The organism is Paenibacillus anaericanus, from assembly GCF_003994475.1.
Taxonomy (GTDB): domain Bacteria; phylum Bacillota; class Bacilli; order Paenibacillales; family Paenibacillaceae; genus Fontibacillus; species Fontibacillus anaericanus.
Genome location: NZ_RZNY01000013.1, coordinates 1 through 17,819, shown reverse-complemented (window position 1 = coordinate 17,819; position 17,819 = coordinate 1). Strand labels below are relative to the sequence as shown.

The 17,819-nt window shown below is 43.2% G+C and carries 15 protein-coding genes; 11 read left to right on the top strand and 4 right to left on the bottom strand.

The window, feature by feature from the left end; genetic code table 11:
* Both EJP82_RS15775 and EJP82_RS15770 read right to left on the bottom strand, forming a co-directional pair.
* Complete coding sequence (locus EJP82_RS15775; RefSeq protein ID WP_211350140.1) at positions 1–879, bottom strand: sugar phosphate isomerase/epimerase family protein; 879 nt, start codon at positions 877–879, stop codon at positions 1–3.
* Positions 880–915: 36 nt separating this feature from the next.
* Positions 916–1,974, bottom strand: coding sequence for a Gfo/Idh/MocA family protein (locus EJP82_RS15770; RefSeq protein WP_127193039.1), 1,059 nt, complete (start codon positions 1,972–1,974; stop codon positions 916–918).
* 130 nt (positions 1,975–2,104) lie between these two features.
* Between EJP82_RS15770 and EJP82_RS15765 the strand changes: the two genes are divergently transcribed.
* The 7 genes from EJP82_RS15765 to EJP82_RS15735 all read left to right on the top strand — a co-directional run bounded on the left by EJP82_RS15765 (position 2,105) and on the right by EJP82_RS15735 (position 9,099).
* Positions 2,105–2,965: an AraC family transcriptional regulator gene (locus EJP82_RS15765; RefSeq protein ID WP_127193038.1), complete on the top strand. Its 861-nt coding sequence runs from the start codon at positions 2,105–2,107 to the stop codon at positions 2,963–2,965.
* 10 nt (positions 2,966–2,975) lie between these two features.
* Positions 2,976–3,305 carry a thioredoxin family protein gene (locus EJP82_RS15760; RefSeq protein WP_246054186.1) on the top strand — a complete coding sequence of 110 codons (330 nt, stop codon included), beginning with the start codon at positions 2,976–2,978 and terminating at the stop codon, positions 3,303–3,305.
* A 155-nt stretch (positions 3,306–3,460) separates the two neighbouring features.
* Positions 3,461–4,567 carry a hypothetical protein gene (locus tag EJP82_RS15755; protein ID WP_127193037.1) on the top strand — a complete coding sequence of 369 codons (1,107 nt, stop codon included), beginning with the start codon at positions 3,461–3,463 and terminating at the stop codon, positions 4,565–4,567.
* Positions 4,568–4,727: 160 nt separating this feature from the next.
* Positions 4,728–5,705: an AAA family ATPase gene (locus EJP82_RS15750; protein WP_127193036.1), complete on the top strand. Its 978-nt coding sequence runs from the start codon at positions 4,728–4,730 to the stop codon at positions 5,703–5,705.
* Positions 5,706–5,708: 3 nt separating this feature from the next.
* Entirely contained in the window at positions 5,709–6,800 is a 1,092-nt protein-coding gene (locus EJP82_RS15745; RefSeq protein ID WP_127193035.1) for a DUF58 domain-containing protein, read from the top strand.
* A 143-nt stretch (positions 6,801–6,943) separates the two neighbouring features.
* Positions 6,944–7,528 carry an acyltransferase gene (locus tag EJP82_RS15740; protein ID WP_127193034.1) on the top strand — a complete coding sequence of 195 codons (585 nt, stop codon included), beginning with the start codon at positions 6,944–6,946 and terminating at the stop codon, positions 7,526–7,528.
* A 215-nt stretch (positions 7,529–7,743) separates the two neighbouring features.
* Positions 7,744–9,099: a DUF4129 domain-containing protein gene (locus tag EJP82_RS15735; protein WP_127193033.1), complete on the top strand. Its 1,356-nt coding sequence runs from the start codon at positions 7,744–7,746 to the stop codon at positions 9,097–9,099.
* A 53-nt stretch (positions 9,100–9,152) separates the two neighbouring features.
* Here EJP82_RS15735 and EJP82_RS15730 read toward each other — a convergent pair whose 3' ends face one another.
* Positions 9,153–10,469: a hemolysin family protein gene (locus tag EJP82_RS15730; RefSeq protein ID WP_127193032.1), complete on the bottom strand. Its 1,317-nt coding sequence runs from the start codon at positions 10,467–10,469 to the stop codon at positions 9,153–9,155.
* A gap of 155 nt (positions 10,470–10,624) precedes the next feature.
* Positions 10,625–11,293 carry a DUF2628 domain-containing protein gene (locus EJP82_RS15725; protein ID WP_170220203.1) on the bottom strand — a complete coding sequence of 223 codons (669 nt, stop codon included), beginning with the start codon at positions 11,291–11,293 and terminating at the stop codon, positions 10,625–10,627.
* Between the two features lie 249 nt (positions 11,294–11,542).
* On the opposite strand from EJP82_RS15725, the gene EJP82_RS15720 reads away from it, so the two are divergent.
* From EJP82_RS15720 to EJP82_RS15705, 4 genes are all read left to right on the top strand, one after another.
* Complete coding sequence (locus tag EJP82_RS15720; protein WP_127193030.1) at positions 11,543–13,579, top strand: amylo-alpha-1,6-glucosidase; 2,037 nt, start codon at positions 11,543–11,545, stop codon at positions 13,577–13,579.
* 50 nt (positions 13,580–13,629) lie between these two features.
* Positions 13,630–15,591 (top strand): type I pullulanase, encoded by a 1,962-nt coding sequence (gene pulA, locus EJP82_RS15715; RefSeq protein WP_127193029.1) that lies wholly within the window; start codon positions 13,630–13,632, stop codon positions 15,589–15,591.
* Between the two features lie 170 nt (positions 15,592–15,761).
* Entirely contained in the window at positions 15,762–16,352 is a 591-nt protein-coding gene (locus EJP82_RS15710; RefSeq protein WP_127193028.1) for an LOG family protein, read from the top strand.
* A 137-nt stretch (positions 16,353–16,489) separates the two neighbouring features.
* Entirely contained in the window at positions 16,490–17,782 is a 1,293-nt protein-coding gene (locus EJP82_RS15705) for an IS3 family transposase (protein WP_127193027.1), read from the top strand.
* Positions 17,783–17,819 lie beyond the last annotated feature (37 nt).

Genomic DNA, 17,819 nt, shown 5'->3' with positions numbered 1-17,819 from the left:
TTATTTCCGGTAAGCTTGGATGAATTGCACGGCTTTACGGATGTCTTCTTCTGGGGAAGAGCCGACTTCGCGTTCAATCGTCAGGTAACCGTTATATCCAATTTCCTGAAGGGCAGCGAAGTAAGCAGGGAAGTCCACTGTACCTTCACCTAATGGAACTTCTTCAAATGCCGAACCCGATGCGGCCATTTCAGCAATTTTCTCATGAGACATTCCGCCATAACCAAGATAACCATACACATCTCTTGGATCTACAAGACGCATACGTTTACCATCTTTAACATGCGTGTGGACAATGTAGTCCCGCAGTGTCTTAACGCCCTGAACAGGGTCATCGCCAGTCACCATAACCATGTTAGCGGGGTCAAAGTTAACGGATACACCTTTTGTCGTCATGGTGTCGAGGAATGCTTTTAGATGTGAGGCAGGTTCTGGACCGGTCTCAATGGCGAAATAAGCATTCATACTGTTCGCATATACGCCTAGTTCTTCAACTGCCCGTTGCATAGAGTCGTAAATTTGGCTGTTTGGATCTTCGGGAACAATACCAATATGAGTAGTCACGATGGAAGTACCTAGATCAAGTGCTAAATCAAGAATTCGTTTGGATTTCTCAATTTTATCAGGGTTCACCGCACTATCTTGGAAGCCATGGCCAGCTAAATCGCCACAAAGTGCTGATATTTCTAGTCCTAGACCATCAATATAGCTCCGGAGCTCTTTACGTTTGTCTCTCGTCAACACCGCTGGGTCCATCTCGCCAGATACGGCGTAAATTTGCACACCTTCAGCGCCTACTTCTTTCGCTTTCTTTAGACCTTCCATAACGCCTACACCAAAGCTATCGACAATGACACCGATTTTATTTTGCAGTTTCACTTATGCGGCCTCCTTTAATTTAAAAATATATATTTTTTAGAAATGAATTTCACGGCCTGTAGCGGCTGATTCATAGATAGCATTCAGTATTTTGATTATCTCAACACCGTCTTCTACAGGGCTGTTAGTTTCAATGATACCTAGGCAGCTGTCGATGTAATGATTGATTTCATTTTGGAAAGCTCCTTGAAAATCAAAACCTGGAGTTGTAATTTGCGGCTCAATATTAATGATCGTATTATGCTTTTCAGTAGCAATCGAAAGTGTAGGTTCGATTTCTGCTCCACCTTTATCACCGTATACATTGATAGAGGCTGAATCCTGTTTGGCATGGAGCGTGAAGCTGACATCAACCATCAGGGAAGCGCCATTCTCAAAGCGAATCATGGCATTTGCCATATCTTCGACTGTATTGAGCGATGCATCGAAATCGGATGCTTTGTAGAAATCGTAGTTCTCAACATTTGAACGATTACCAAGTTTGTTGTAAGTGTTACCGCTGACAGATTTCACTTTTGGTTTACCCATCAGATACCAACATAGGTCGATAACGTGTACACCGATATCAATCAGTGGTCCACCTCCAGAGCGTTCCTTATCAGCGAACCAACCTCCTGGGTTTCCGAGTCTGCGAGTAAGGCTGGCTTTAGCGAAATAAATTTCACCCAGATCGCCGTTGTCTATAAATTTTTTCAATACGGAAATGTTAGATGCATGGCGACGTACGTAACCCACTTGGAGTAACTTCCCGGTGCGACGAACCGCTGCTTCAACTTGTAGTGCTTCATCGACGGTTTTGCAAAGTGGCTTCTCACACAGTACATGCTTACCGGCCTCAAGGGCAGCGATACTAATTTCAGCATGTGAATTGTTCCAAGTGCAGATACTGATTGCATCAATCTCAGGATTAGCCAAAAGATCGCGATAATCGGTATATACATGAGGGGCATTGAATTTTTTAGCTCCTGCTTGTGCTCTACTTTCGTTCAAATCGCAAATCGCGATTATTTGTGCCTTTGGATTGGATTGATACGCTAATAAGTGTGATTCAGAAATGGAACCGTTACCGATAAGACCTATTTTTAGTTGGCTCATGATTGCGTTTACATCCTTTCGTTATCTATGCCAATTTGCTACAATAGAACAAGTCATTTAGCACAGATATGTTTTATTTGTTCAAGTAACAACAATTTATCACAGTTATGATAAAGGGAGAATGTGTAGGATGACAAAGTATATGGACTATATGATTAGTTCGCGTCCGATCCGCATTTTTAACTCTATAGTGGATTCAAGCAAACTTAAGGTGAAGTCACTTACCGTGATTAATGGGGGACATTTGCCTGGAAGAACCATGCAGCGTAAAGATGCGAATTTTATGAATTGGGCTTTTGTAGTCATTACGGATGGTGGGGGATATTATCAGGTGGATGGTGGGCCACTGCAAAAGGTCGAGGCTGGTAACTGGTTTTGCCTGTTCCCTGGCGCAGTGTTTAACTATGGTCCAAATGACGATGGATACTGGGATGAATATTATTTCACTGTTGAAGGAGATAGAGTAGTTGAATGGGTGGACAATTGGCTTGGTTCTCCCTCATTGATTCATAAAGCGACAATTGATGATGCTCTTCTACATAAGATGGAAATGATGTTCATGCTGATTGATAGCGGGATGCCTAGTAATTTGGATCGTGCATCCATGATGCTCGAATCGTTCTTATATGAACTGGCTGCTGGCTCCGACGGTAAGGATGAAGGTGGCCCAAGAACGTTCGTACTCAAAGTGATCGAGGATATCTCACAGTCACTCTACGTACCGTTTGAACCTGAAGAGATGGCAAGTAGGCACCATATTTCATTGTCAACACTTCGAAGAATTATTCATGACTATAGTGGGTATCCATTAAATGAATTTCTACATCGGCTCAAGGCTGCGGAAGCGAGAAACATCCTGCTCAATACGGAAATGACCGTAAAGGAAATCGGGGAGTTACTCGGTTACAAAGATACATTCTATTTCTCCCGGGTGTTTAAGAAAATCACAGGGGTATCGCCAAAAAGTTATCGGAATAGTGGGGGCCAATAGAAGAAAGAGGGTGAATGAGATCATAATTCCCGAGATGACAGAACACGAATGGCGGAGTCGTCCAGTGCAGCAGACACCAAATGGTTGCAAAGAAGCTTTGTTCTTCTATACACCCTTTTGTGGTACCTGCAAGCTTACGGAAAAGATGCTGAATATCGTATTGGAGACGGGAACTGTCATTACGGTATCCAAGATGAATATTAATTACACCCCATTCTTACGAGATGCATGGAAAATATCCAGTGTGCCTTGTTTAGTTGTGCTTCAGAACGGAGCTCCTATTCAAATAGAATACGCGATGTCTTCGGTTGTTGAGTTACATCGGTGGCTTCAGGTATAACCTAAGGTGTAGGCCATCCCCCGCATTTGAAATAAAAAAAATGTCGATTCCGTATACTTTCTTCTCTCCCGTATAGGCTAACACACAGTGGCAATCTCTTGCATAGGGTGTAAGGTAATCATTACTTTCGGAACAAGGAAGGGAGTTTGACGGAAATGGCGGAACAGGTCAAACATTATTTTGCGCGTGGAAATACAGCGGAAGGGTTGCACAGCTTGGTGGAGTCTGTATATCAGGGGCTGAGCACGATATATGTTGTGCAGGGATATCCTGGAGGGACAGCAACGGTTTTGGGTCGGCTCGCTTCGGCCTGGACTTTGCGTGGTTGGAATATAGAGCTCATTCATCAGCCCTTAGAAAGTAATCTGCTGGAGGGAATCATACTAGAAGATGCGCAGCTCGGGTTGGTAGATGGAGATGCATGGTCAGAGGAGCTCAATCCAGAAGGAACAGAAATCCGTTATATCGATATTCGTGAAACATTAGACACAGAGAAAGTTGCTGAGAACTCTGAGACCATCACGACGTTAGAAAGTGAGATTAGTAATCTCTATGGCAAAGCTTATGAAACATTTCTGAGAACGCTACGCATTCACGATGAGTGGGAGAAATTCTATATCGATAATCTGGACCGTGAAGTTATGAACCAGCTCGCTGAAGAGTGGGGAGATGACTATCTAATACCTCAATTGGAAGAGAAGGTAGGTAAAGAAATTCATCGTTTCCTAGGTGCAGCAACTTCGAGTGGTGCGGTCGATTTTGTACCTAACCTGACAGATAAATTGCAGACACGTATTTTTGTTAAAGGCCGGCCGGGTTCGGGCAAATCAACATTATTTAAAAAGATCGCAAATGCTGCTTTAGATAGAGGTATCGATACCGAGATTTACCACTGTGGGTTCGATCCACATAGCTTGGATATGCTGATCTTCCCTGAGCTAAGCTTAGCGATCTTTGATAGTACGGCTCCGCACGAACATTATCCAGTTCGTGAAGGTGATAGCATTCTTGATGTGTATGAACTGGCTATAACGGAAGGTACAGACGAGAAATATACGAAAGAAGTTGCGGAAGTAAAGGCACGATACACATCCTCTATGAAGGAATCGACTGCTTTTTTGACTGAGGCAAAGAGAGTCAAAGACGAGCTCCGGGGGATATACTTAGATGCGGTTGATGAAGAGGCATTGTTGCAGCGTACAGAGTCACTGCTTAATGAAATAGATACTTTAGTTTCAGAAATAACTAGCGCGGCACACTAATAAAATAAAGGCGCCCTCCCACATGGAAGGGCGTCTTTGACTTACAAAGGCACAACGATGTAATTGATCTGCTATAAACCTACCAATCTTTTTGCTATGATGAATAGATTAGAGATTAATAATATAGCTAGAGCATACTTTTACAGAGGACGGTGCCTGGATGGAATTGAGGGAAGCAGCAGATGTGGTTGGTCGTATTCGTGAGAACATTGGTAAAGTGATCGTCGGAAAACGAGATGTTATCGATTTATTATTGGCCGCTTTATTCGGCAATGGACATGTTCTACTTGAGGACGTTCCTGGTACAGGGAAAACGCTGCTGGCAAAATCGCTCGCCCGCTCTATCGATGGTGAGTTCAAGCGGATTCAATTTACACCGGATTTACTGCCATCGGATCTCAGCGGTATTCATTATTTCAACCAGAAGACGGGGGAGTTTCAATTCCGTCCTGGCCCCGTTTTTACTCAAGTATTGTTAGCCGATGAGATTAATCGGGCGACACCTCGGACGCAATCAAGCTTATTAGAGTGCATGGAGGAACGCCAGGTGACAATCGATGGTGTTACACATATGTTGGAATCTCCATTCTTTGTTATGGCTACGCAGAATCCAATTGATAGTCAAGGGACATTCCCATTGCCGGAAGCGCAATTGGATCGATTCTTGATCCGTATTTCCATGGGTTATCCCACTCCTGAAGAAGGAATGAACATTTTGCTTCGTTTCCGCGAGAATAATCCCCTAACCAGTCTGAGTTCGGTAACCACTGGAGAAGAGATTGCCGCAACACAGAGGTTTACCGCAGGAATCAAAATTGAAGAAGAATTGCTAGCTTACATTATACGGATTGTTGAAGCTACTAGAAAACACCCGGAAGTTAGGCTCGGGGCAAGTCCACGTGCGACCGTAGCATTACTATGTGCATCACAAGGGTATGCTTTGGTACAAGGGCGGGATTATGTGATTCCAGATGATATCAAGACTTTAGCGGAACCGGTGCTTGCCCATCGCTTGCTACTCCGTCATAGTCTACGAACAGAGGACAAACAAGGCAAGGATATAATTCGACAAGTCCTGAGTGAGATTGAGGTACCGGCAGAACCCCTTTCGATGATAAAGGGCAAGCAGGTGAACTAAAGAATGCAATTGACTTGGTTCATAATCAGCGTCGGCTTTATTGTATTTATTTTATCCCTAGTTTATAACTCCTGGGCTTTGAAGGGTGTTAAATATTCACGCTATTTCTCCAAGGAGGCAGTGTTTGAGGGTGAGCACATCGATATGATCGAAGTGATCACAAATGAGAAACTGCTACCGCTGCCTTGGCTGCGTTTGGAATCAAGTATGGCAAGTGGACTGATATTTGGAGCCCAAGGCAATTTGGATATATATTCGGGGGAGACCCTACAGAATCATATTAGTTTGTTCTATCTCCGTCCGTATCGTCAAATCACTAGACGACACCAAATTACATGTAGCCGCAGGGGGTTATACCGCTTAGATTCGGTAACCATGACTACTGGTGATCCTCTCGGTATGGGGGGGGATGCACAGAAGTTTCCACTTGCATTAGAACTGTTAGTCTACCCTAAAGTCATTCATTTGGATGAGTTACCACTCCCAAATCATAGTTGGATCGGGCAGATTGCTGTGCGGAGATGGATTATCGAGGATCCTTTTCTTACATCCGGTGTGACTGAATATCGTCCCGGCGATCGCTTAGGATCGATCAATTGGCAAGCAACAGCTCGTACGGGGACCATGCAAGTACATAAGAGAGATTACAGTGCCGACCATCGACTTATGATCTGCTTGAATATAGAGGTTAGCGATTCGATGTGGAAAGCGGTGACCGAGCCAGAGCGGATTGAGCTAGGAATTACTTATGCGGCTGCAATTGCTGCATATGCTTTGCGTAGTGGGATGGAGACAGGCTTTTTATGTAATGCGCGGCTTGTGGATGGCCCCAAAATCCCTATTCGCAAGGAGCCTCAAGCAGTTATTGATCAGTTGGATCTGCTGCTAGAAGTCATGGCAAGAATCGTCCTAGATAGATCTGTTTCGATGATTCGTTTGCTTGAACAAGAGATTGAAGCGGGAATTACAGGTACAGATTATTTGATTATCACCTGCCATCAAGGCGATAAACTTCGGACAACTGTGGAGCAATTGCAAAACAGAGGAAATGGGATCGAATGGATGGATATTCCCGAGCTGGCAAGTGTGATGTAAGGAATTCCTGTGAGGAATGAAGCTAAGACTTTAACCCGGGCCAAGTTATTCGGGATAGAGTCTTTTTTACGTTTGATTACTAAAATCACTAAGACATGAATATAACAACAATACTAACTCTAATGCGAGGAGACGGTGTAACTATGAATGTATATGTTCATCCATCCGCCATTGTTGATCAGGGAGCTCAGATCGGTGAAGGTACGGAAATATGGCATTTTACACATGTTTCATCATCAGCTATTATTGGAAGCCAATGTAGTTTGGGACAAAACGTATACATCGATAATCATGTAACACTCGGAAATGGTGTTAAAATTCAAAATAATGTGTCCGTATATGAAGGAGTCATTTTACAGGATGACGTTTTTTGCGGGTCAAGTATGGTATTCACTAATGAACTTAGTCCTCGTTCAGCCTTTCCGCACGACAAGAGTATCGAATATAAGAAGACAGTGGTCGAACGTGGAGCCACCATTGGGGCGAATGCAACGATTATCTGCGGAGTGACGATCGGAGAATGGGCATTCGTAGCACCAGGTGCAATAATTAAACGCGATATTCCTCCTTATTCGCTTTATGCGGGGTCTCCAGCTAGACAGATGGGCTGGATTTGCATGTGTGGGGTTAATTTAGCTTTTCGAAGGGGGCAAGCAAAATGTAGGGATTGCGACAGAGAGTACTGCTTGGATCAAGATAGGGTGACGATAACGAAACATTATAGTTGATTTCAAGCTGTAACGGTTTTATTTATAAATTGGGGCTGGATTAGGTAGTTACCTTATTCGGTCTCTTTGTTGTCCGTTTGAATGCTAGAATTAGCTTTATTCTATACTTATTCTATTCAGCAGTTATTCGTTATTTGTGTAGAGTATGCTATGATCGAGCTATTGATGGACGTAGAATTGGAAGATACATACCCCACTATGAGAGGGAGTTTATCGTGAATAGTGATACCTCCGTTTATATAAATAGATCATTTAGGCTCTGGTTATCTTGTTTGATGGAGATTAGTTTGTGTCTGCCGCTTTGGATAATGGTTTCCGTCTATTTGCTGCCTGCTGGACCGATAAATATCATTTGGATTAGCGGATTGTTACTGTTCTCGTTCGTAGGTGTGATGCTGCGACGATATCTACAGGTGATGTGGAAAAGGTTAGGCGCCGCTATCTTGTTAGGCCTCTTATTTGGCATTTTGGTTGTAAATGGATCATGGATCATGCTGGTTTGGTTTTGTTTCTCTGGGGCATTTTGTGCTTTGCAGGGAATGACCGCTTCAGCACGCCTTCACGATCATAGACTATACGGGTGGGGTATTATTTTATATTTGGTCTCCAGTATCTTTTTTCCCCGTATTGAGGTATTACAGATCTGGTGGCCTCTATTAACTTGGACGGGAGTAGCTACTCTCGTACTAACACTATTTATTACGAATGTAGGGCATTTGCGCTCTAGTACACTTTCGGACGAAACAACACCGAATCTCCCAGAGGGTTTACGTCGTCATAACCGTATTTATATGGCTGTAATTGTTATAGTGGCGGCGTTGCTTGCGGCGGGTGCTGGGAAATGGATCAGCAGTACGTTATGGAGATTAGTCAAGGCGGTTGTAGGTTGGTTAACAAGAGAATCTCCTGTGGAGCCTGTGCAGGTTCCAGAAGAAGAAGCACCTTCTGTTATGGAGCCATTTCTACCTCAGGAAGTGAGTTCTCCAGGGCTACTATCAGAGATTCTGAATATAATGGCATACGTTATTGGTGCGCTGATCGTGGCTGGTTTAGTGGCATTACTGGTTTACTGGTTATACAAAAATGTAGGTGGATTCTGGCGAAAGAGTATAGATTCTCTGCTAGGTTTACTGAGGCGCCGCGGACGGGATGAATCCAGCACTTCGTATCATGATGAGGAAAAAAATATTTTCTCTTGGGAAAGTGTTTCTAAAAGGTTAAGGGATATACGTATTCCCTTCACTCGAATAGGAAGAAGTAATGAACGCTGGGAGGACATGGGCGACAATAAGGAACGTGTCCGTTATTTGTATCGCCGTTTAGTACGCTCGGAACTAGGAGTGGGATATGAACCGACGCCCGGCCTGACTCCCTTGGAACAGGAAAGAGAATTTAAGAAATGGTTGGATCATGGCGAAGCAGGGGAGGCATCCACTCAAGCGAAGGCTAAGCGAGGAAAGGTGCGACCATCTACTGAACCGTTAGTTAACTTATATTATAGAGTTCGTTACGGAGAAGAGCGACCAGATGATGCGGAGATAGCAGCTATTAGAGACAAGTTGAAATTATAACGTTTAAGAACATAAAAAAAACCTCAATCCGATTTATGGATTGAGGTTTTGCTTTATACAGATTCTTCAGAAATATTCTTGATAATTTCAAGTTTACGGAAACGATGAGGTTCTCTCTCTAGTAATATAAAGGTCAACTCTTGGTGCTGCAGGGTTTCACCTTCGCCCATCTCAGGGTGTGTCCCATATAACCAGCCGCCAATGGTGTCGATATCTTCGGAGTTTAGATCGCAGTGTAGTAAGTCATTGATTTGGTTAATCGTTACTTTACCATCAACGATTAGATGATGCTCGTTGATCTGCTGAACTGGTTGCTCTTCTTCATGGTCAAACTCGTCACGAATTTCCCCAACGATTTCTTCTAGAATATCCTCAATAGTTACAAGTCCAGCTGTTCCACCGTATTCGTCAATCAGAATGGCGATATGCGTACCTTCACGCTGCATTCTTTTCAATAATTGGTCAACAGGTGTAACCTCGGAGACGCCCATCACAGGTTGTAGGATAGAAGAGACCTCTAGATCCGGGTTATCCTCATAGGCGAGGAAAAATTTCTTTGTATTGATTGTACCTATTACATTGTCTTTGCTTCCAGAGACGACAGGGAACCTGGTATATTGTTGTTCTTTGATGATTTCCAGATTCTCTTCTCTTGTTTTGTCTGTATATAAGCACACCATGTCAGTGCGCGGAACCATAATTTCTTTGGCGAGCATATTGTCGAAGGCAAAGATACGATTAACATAACCATATTCAGTTAAGTTAATATTCCCGCTTTCGAAACTCTCGTTAATAATGATTTGGAGCTCTTCCTCAGAGTGGGCTTCTTCTTGTTCAGAAGCAGGCTTAACGCCGATTAGCCGCACAAGTTGATTAGCCGATCCGTTTAGTGCCCAGATGAACGGGCGCATGATTTTTGTGAAAAGGATGAGCGGTTTTGCTGTAATCAGAGCTACATTTTCCGCCTTGCGAATGGCGATTGTTTTTGGGGCTAATTCCCCCACAACGACATGAAGGTAAGTGATAATAACAAATGCGATAATAAAAGATAGAACTCCAACTAATGCTTCTGGTACATGGATCCTTTCGAATACTGGGTGCATGATTTTTTCCACCGTAGGCTCCCCTAGCCAACCTAACGCGAGAGCTGTAATGGTAATCCCCAATTGGCAAGCTGATAAATACCCGTCTAAGTTTGATGTTACTTGCTTGACGGACAACGCATTTTTGCGTCCCTCGGCAATCAATTGATCTACTCTACTGCTTCGAACACGAACGATCGCAAACTCCACTGCTACGAAAAACGCCGTAAGTCCGATAAGTACTACGATCAAAACCAAGTTTAATACCAAAAGCCTGTCACTTTCCATTCTGAACATCTTCTCCTTTTTTCTTTTAAAATATAGAATAATGCAAATATAATATTATTATATATGATGATCTAGGGTAAAGCTAATTAATACGATAGCCTGAGTAGAGGTATTTCATAACATTTCTTATGTATATGTATTAAATGGTGACTGAATTATTTGAGTGGAAAGTCCTGATTAATTTGATTATACATATGTAGAAAACTATAGAGTCCGTAGACGAATGCAATAAGAATGGGAAGAACAGCAAGTGCGATTGGGATGTACAAGCTTGTTTCACCTGCTAGTACTATCTTCGCATCTGCGGTCTCTGTATCATTACGATAGCGCTCTTGTATTGCATTAATTTTACGACGTGCATGATGTAGATATATCGTGTTAGCAACAACAGTAAGGCCAATCTTTATCACGAGGTTAGTAAGAAGCATGACGATTACCATTGCAGCCGAGAAAGAAAATCTCGGGAAAAGAGAACCAACGATGTTAAGGATCAATGCTTCGGATATTAAGTAAATGAGTAGATACAGGTACATACCTCGGTACAGCATCCAGTAACCGCCAAATAGAAAAGCTGGCCAGTTCCAACGACTGCCTTGCTTCCATTTACGAGCATATACATCCGCTTGAGGGCCTACAAAAAGCTCCAGATCTCCTGAATAATCGTCTGACATAGGTTCATTTTGTGGTGAGTTCGTATGGCGTGATGATCGAAGGATGGCAGTAGGGGGGATATTAACTTCGTGTCGGGCTTCTTTCGGTGATCCACATTTCACACAAAATTTGTCGTCTTCATAAATAAGCGTGCCGCAGTTGTAGCAGTACATGATGACCTCCATTTGATTTAATCTAAGACTGTTTAGTTCATTTGTTATAGTGCAAATGATCTATTTAATTATATAGGATAGATTCGAAATTGAGAATTATTTCAAATAGGTTTAGTAGATGGGTCAAGTTTGTGCAAACGATTGCCTAGTTGGAAAAACGATGATATAATGCACCACATAAAGGTAGGTAAGCGTTTTTTTTATCGGGTGAATGCAATCATTAAATGGCTTTATGAGGAGGGGGATTCTATGGATAGAGCATACATCTTAGGACGTAGTGCATGGCGAAATATTCAAGAGGGGAACGAGCGGGAGTGGTTGATCGGTAATGGGATAGGGGGTTACGCCAACCATTCAGTTCCGGGCGGTGGATATCGGATGTCGCATGGTTATTTGGTGTCTTCCTCTAAGGCGCCAGTAAACCGTATGTTGGTATTTACTAGAACACAGGAACAACTGAAAATAGGCGGTAAAATCTATGATCTGACCTCTCAGCAATATGTGAATTGGGAGAAGAATGGCCAACAGCATTTGAAGCAATTTAAGCTGGATACGGTACCGGAATATTACTATCAAGTGGAGGATGTTAGAATCCGCAAAACAGTTTCAATGGAATATGGGCATAATACGGTAGTTGTTTGTTACGAGGTATCCGGTGGAAGTGAGTCCACCGAGTTGAAAATAGTTCCACTCTTTAATCACCGCTCACCAGGTGATACCGCTGAGAAGGGGAACTTGAAGTTTCGGAAGGAGCAGTCTGGAAATTTATTGAAGCTTATTCCACTTGATAACCCTGACTTAACCATATCCTTCATGTCATCCGCAGGCGAATATTTAGATCGTTCGACGCTACCGGTGACGATGGCTACGCCCAACTACATATATGAAGAAAATCATTACTATACCTTCGAGAACCGAAATGGTTTCCTGGGCGTTGATAATCATTATACTCCTTATGAAATCAACATTACCCTGGATCCCTACGAGCAGAAATTATTCTATGTGAAATGTTCAATTGAAGCTCTGGATGACAAAGATGGGTTTACAATTGTTCGTGAATATAGACAGAGAATGGACGAGCTCGTTCGTCAGGCTGGTTACGATGACCGATTAGCGAATCGATTGGTTGAAGCAGCAGATCACTTCATTGTGGACCGCGAATCGACTGGTCTCAAGACGATACTGGCTGGTTATCCATGGTTCACTGATTGGGGCAGGGATACGATGATCGCACTTCAAGGCCTGACGCTTTCCACGAAACGGTTTGCAGAAGCACGAGAGATTCTTGAATCATTTTCTAAGTATCTGCGGAATGGACTAATTCCCAATATGTTTCCTGATGATGGACAAGAGCCACTTTATAATACGGTTGATGCCTCACTATGGTATTTCCACTCGGTCTATGAATATTTGAGATATACCGGGGGGGAAGAGGATTATAAGTTTATTCAACAAGTCATTTACCCTAAGTTGAAGGAGATTATTTCTGCATATAACGATGGCACTGACTTTTCTATTGGGATGGATGAAGATGGCCTTATTCGTGCTGGTAGTGGTTTGGATCAAGTGACTTGGATGGATGTTCGTGTCGGAGAATGGGTTGTTACACCTCGGCACGGTAAACCTGTTGAGATAAATGCACTTTGGTATAACGCATTAAGAATTATGGCTGAGTTATCGGAACGTTTCGGGGAATCGTCGCCATATGATGAACTATCTCATATTGTTTACGAATCCTTCAACAAACGCTTCTGGAATGAAGAGAAAGGGTGTTTGTTTGACGTTGTGGATGTAGACCTTGGAGATGGAAGTAAGAGTAATGACGAAGCGATTCGTCCGAATCAAATCTGGGCTGTGTCATTGCCTTTCACCATGCTACCAGAGGCTAAGGCAAAGGCAGTAGTAGCTATGGTGTACAAACATTTATATACCCCTTATGGTCTACGCTCGCTATCTTATGAAGATCCGAATTACAAAGACCGTTACATCGGTAAGCTCATTGACCGCGATGCGGCGTATCATATGGGGACTGTGTGGGCTTTCCCGTTGGGCGCTTTTATTACGGCTTATTGCAAAGTGAACGACTATACGGTGGAAGCAATAAGGGTGGCTAGAGAGATGTGTGAAGTATTCGAGGATCATATGCAGGATGGTGGCCTTGGTGGGATTGCTGAGATTTTTGATGGAGATTTTTCCTGTACGGGTCGAGGTTGTTTCACTCAAGCCTGGAGTGTAGGGGAAATATTACGGGCATATACCGAGGATGTTTTACCGAACATGAAATAAATAAGTAACCGTATCGTAACACGTATTTTAAGACGATTGGAGTGAATTATATGTCGGTGCAGAAAGAAAGCAATGTCTTGATACATTATGGAGATCATGCGGTGACAAACGGTATTTCTGTTTTTGATCCGAGGTTTGATGAAATGTTCTATTACGACGGTGATGATTTGGGGGCAACCTATACCCCCGAGGAGACCAAGTTTCGATTATGGGCGCCTACTGCTTCGGAGGCTTATGTTGTATGCTACGAATCTTGGGATGGAGAGCCTGTAAGTGTATTGCCGATGGCACGTGATGTACAAGGGACGTGGATTTTGAGCGTCTCTGGCGATATCAAGAATAGCTATTATACGTATCGTGTCAAAGTGGGAGACCAGCTGAATGAAGCAGCTGACCCCTATGCTAAGGTAGTAGGGGTTAACGGTGACAGGGGCGTCGTGCTCGATTTACGAAGTACAGACCCAACACGCTGGACAGAAGATAAACCATCATTCTCCGGAGTAGCTGTAGATGCCATAATCTATGAACTTCATGTTCGGGATTTATCGATTCATCCCCGTAGTGGTATTACCCATAAGGGGAAGTACTTGGGGTTAGCGGAGAAGGGAACTCTCGGACCTGAGGGTATTTCAACCGGAATAGATCATATCGTGGATTTAGGAGTAACCCATGTACAATTATTACCCATCTACGATTATGCCACCGAAAGTGTTGATGAGACAAAGCTGGATCAGCCGCACTACAACTGGGGATACGACCCGAAAAACTACAATGTCCCTGAGGGTTCATATGCGACCGACTCGTACTCTCCTTCCATTAGGATCAACGAATTGAAACAGAGTATCCAGGCGCTACATGACCGTGGACTAAGAGTAACTATGGATGTAGTATATAACCACGTATATGATGGTTATCTAGTTAATTTCACGAAATTGGTTCCAGGATATTATTTACGCTATAGACCAGATGGTACGTTCTCGGATGGTGCTTCTTGTGGCAATGAGTGTGCTTCAGAACGTCGTATGGTGTCAAAATTTATTGTTGATTCCGTCATCCATTGGGCACGTGAATATCATATCGACGCATTCCGCTTTGACTTAATGGGCTTGCTCGACATTAATACAATGAATGAAGTTAGGCGACGCTTAGATGAATTGGATCCCTCTATAATTATGATTGCTGAAGGTTGGATGATGGATACGGTACTACCTGAGGCTCTGAGGGCAAATCAGAGAAATGCTTCGCAGATTCCCGAAATTGGACAATTTAATGATGATTATCGCGATGCGATCAAAGGCGATATATTTATATCAAGAAGTAAAGGGTTTGTTAGTGGTGGAGCAGGATTAGAGGATAGTATTCGACGGGGGATTGTTGGAGGCATAAATTATGGGGGGAATCTGCGGCAATTTGCGGATGAACCTACACAAACCGTGAATTATGTGGAATGTCATGACAATCATACCTTATGGGATAAAATCGTGTTGACCACTGAAGGTGAATCCGAGGAACAGCGTCGTAGCATGCATCGCCTTGCTTCGGCTATTATACTAACAAGTCAAGGCATCCCCTTTATCCATGCGGGGCAGGAGTTTATGCGCAGTAAGAACGGGGTGGAGAATAGCTATAAATCCTCTGAAGTTATTAACGCTTTGGACTGGGAACGTTGTGCGGCCCATCAGATAGATGTGGAATATATGCGTAGCCTTATTCAATTACGTAAAGCTCATCCCGCCTTTTCTCTCCGTAAAGCGCAGGAAATTCGTGAGCATCTCATTTTTGAGAATGCACCAAGTCATACTGTAGCCTACACACTTCGAAACCACGCAGGAGGAGACCCTGACCTTCATCTGTACGTACTTTATAACGCTAATCGCCATCTTACTATACTTGACCTGCCTAATCTTGGGCGCTGGAAGGTACGGTATGGTGGGGAATTTGTGAGTGCCCTAGAATACAATAAGCTGAAGGTTCAAGGGATCGGGATGGTCGTTCTCGCTGTGACATCATAGCAGCCGGTTGAAGACCCAGCTCCCGAATAAATACAGCCGGATCTACTTACCTGTAGCTTCCGGTTGTATTTTTTGTATTTGAGTAGGGTTACATTACATTTTACAAAAATACAGTATAATTATAATTGTCTTTTGCTATACATATAGATACCTGAGTTGGAGGCGATAATATGAAAACAATTTGTGTCTTTTCAGGGTCCAACATGGGATCTGATGAGGCTTACAGACTAGCGGCAATTGAGCTCGGCGGGTATATGGCACGGCAGAATTATCGTTTAGTATACGGTGGATCAAGGATGGGCCTTATGGGGGTGACAGCCAATGAGGTTATGTCTTGTGGTGGTGAAGTGATCGGAGTGATGCCAACCGGACTATTTGCCGGTGAGGTGGTGCACAGGGAAGTGACAGAGCTGATTGAGGTAGATGGCATGCATTCGCGTAAAGCTAAGATGGCGGAGCTTGCTGACGGATTTATTGCCTTACCCGGTGGTTTTGGAACCTATGAAGAATTATTCGAGGTACTATGTTGGTCGCAAATAGGCATTCATCAGAAACCGGTTGGTGTGCTGAACGTCAAAGGTTACTTTGATCCACTACTTAAGATGATTCAGACCAGCATTACTGAAGGTTTCGTCAAGCCCACGCACTTAAGTTTGCTTAATGTCGCTGAACATGCGGAAGAACTGATACATCAGATGGAGACTTACACTCCACAGCAACTGGAGAATAAGTGGAGTAATCAACCTATTGGATCCAACTAGTCCTTGAAAAAAATTATTAAAAAAAGAGCAGTTCCCTGATCATCTACTAAACTGGTACCCATAGACTGGACACTTTGAAAAAAAGGTGTCTAGGCTGTGGGTACTTTTGTATACTAGAGTAAGCATGGGGGGATGACATGAGTAAGAAACTTTTTAGTGAAGCAGATCAAATACTTTTACTTAAGAATAACTATGTAAGCAAAATTAGTGAAAGATCAATTACCTTTACAGACGAGTTTAAGCGGTTATTCATAGAAGAGCTCATGATAGGTAAATTGCCAAGAGAGATCTTTGAGAGCCATTGTCTTCCTGTCCATATCATTGGTATGACACGCGTGGAGCAGAGTGCAGATCGATGGAAAAAGGCATATAGCCGGGATGGGATTATCGGGTTATTAGATAACCGAAAGGGTGCTTCTGGTCGTCCTCTTCAAAGAGAACTAACCTCGGAAGAAGTGATTGCGAAACAAGAGGCACGAATCAATCTGCTCGAGTCTCAAATTGAACTGTTAAAAAAGTTAGACAAGAACGAAAGGAGGCTGTTACTCAGCGGAATAAAGCGAAGCATAAGCGTTAAGTTTGAACTCATCAAGAACACGGTAGATAAGGGATTTAGTAGACTGACGGGATATCTATGCGAGCTCCTTCAGGTTTCTCGTTCAGGGTACTACAACTATCTCGCATCCACAAATGCACGTCTAGAACGTGCTAAACGTGATGAAGAAGCCGGAAAACTCGTAAAAAAAGCATTCAACCGTCGTGGATTCAAAAAGGGTGCACGCTCGATTAAGATGGTCTTAAAGCAAGACTTTAAGGTCACTTATAGCTTGAAGCGAATTAGCAGACTTATGAAAAAATTCAATTTGGTATGTCCTCACCGTAAGCCTAACCCGTATAAACGCATTGCTAAAGCCACGAAGGAACACCGGACGCTGCCTAATCTCCTACAACGAGATTTCAGAAAAGAGATTCCTGGACTGGTTCTACTCACCGATATTACTTACCTTCCTTATGGCCGCTCTGAGATGGCCTATTTGTCTACCCTGCTAGATGCATCGACAGGAGAGGTGTTAGCTTATAACCTATCCGATCGGATCACGCTCGACATTGCCACAGATACGGTAGATGGTCTTTTAAAGCAACGAAATGTAAAACTGCATACGGATGCATTCATTCACTCCGATCAAGGAAGTCACTATACCAGCCCAGTCTACCAAAAACTGTTGAGAGATCATGGTCTAGGACAGTCTATGTCTAGACGCGGAAACTGTGCTCCTCAAGAATCCTTTTTTGGTCACATGAAGGACCATGTGGATCATCGAAGTTGCTCCTCCTTCCTTGAACTTCAACGTCAAGTGAATCGATATATTCGTTATTACAACCATCACAGATATCAGTGGGGAAGACAAAAGATGACTCCTGTACAGTGATATTATCCCCTTTAAGTAGACAGTAAAAAGAATGACG

Bases quoted from the DNA above. Each gene is read 5' to 3' on its own strand.
- EJP82_RS15770 (WP_127193039.1), bottom strand. From the start codon at position 1,974: ATGAGCCAACTAAAAATAGGTCTTATCGGTAACGGTTCCATTTCTGAA.
- EJP82_RS15710 (WP_127193028.1), top strand. From the start codon at position 15,762: ATGAAAACAATTTGTGTCTTTTCAGGGTCCAACATGGGATCTGATGAG.
- EJP82_RS15750 (WP_127193036.1), top strand. From the start codon at position 4,728: ATGGAATTGAGGGAAGCAGCAGATGTGGTTGGTCGTATTCGTGAGAAC.
- pulA (WP_127193029.1), top strand. From the start codon at position 13,630: ATGTCGGTGCAGAAAGAAAGCAATGTCTTGATACATTATGGAGATCAT.
- EJP82_RS15730 (WP_127193032.1), bottom strand. From the start codon at position 10,469: ATGGAAAGTGACAGGCTTTTGGTATTAAACTTGGTTTTGATCGTAGTA.
- EJP82_RS15765 (WP_127193038.1), top strand. From the start codon at position 2,105: ATGACAAAGTATATGGACTATATGATTAGTTCGCGTCCGATCCGCATT.
- EJP82_RS15755 (WP_127193037.1), top strand. From the start codon at position 3,461: ATGGCGGAACAGGTCAAACATTATTTTGCGCGTGGAAATACAGCGGAA.
- EJP82_RS15725 (WP_170220203.1), bottom strand. From the start codon at position 11,293: ATGTACTGCTACAACTGCGGCACGCTTATTTATGAAGACGACAAATTT.
- EJP82_RS15720 (WP_127193030.1), top strand. From the start codon at position 11,543: ATGGATAGAGCATACATCTTAGGACGTAGTGCATGGCGAAATATTCAA.
- EJP82_RS15740 (WP_127193034.1), top strand. From the start codon at position 6,944: ATGAATGTATATGTTCATCCATCCGCCATTGTTGATCAGGGAGCTCAG.
- EJP82_RS15745 (WP_127193035.1), top strand. From the start codon at position 5,709: ATGCAATTGACTTGGTTCATAATCAGCGTCGGCTTTATTGTATTTATT.
- EJP82_RS15705 (WP_127193027.1), top strand. From the start codon at position 16,490: ATGAGTAAGAAACTTTTTAGTGAAGCAGATCAAATACTTTTACTTAAG.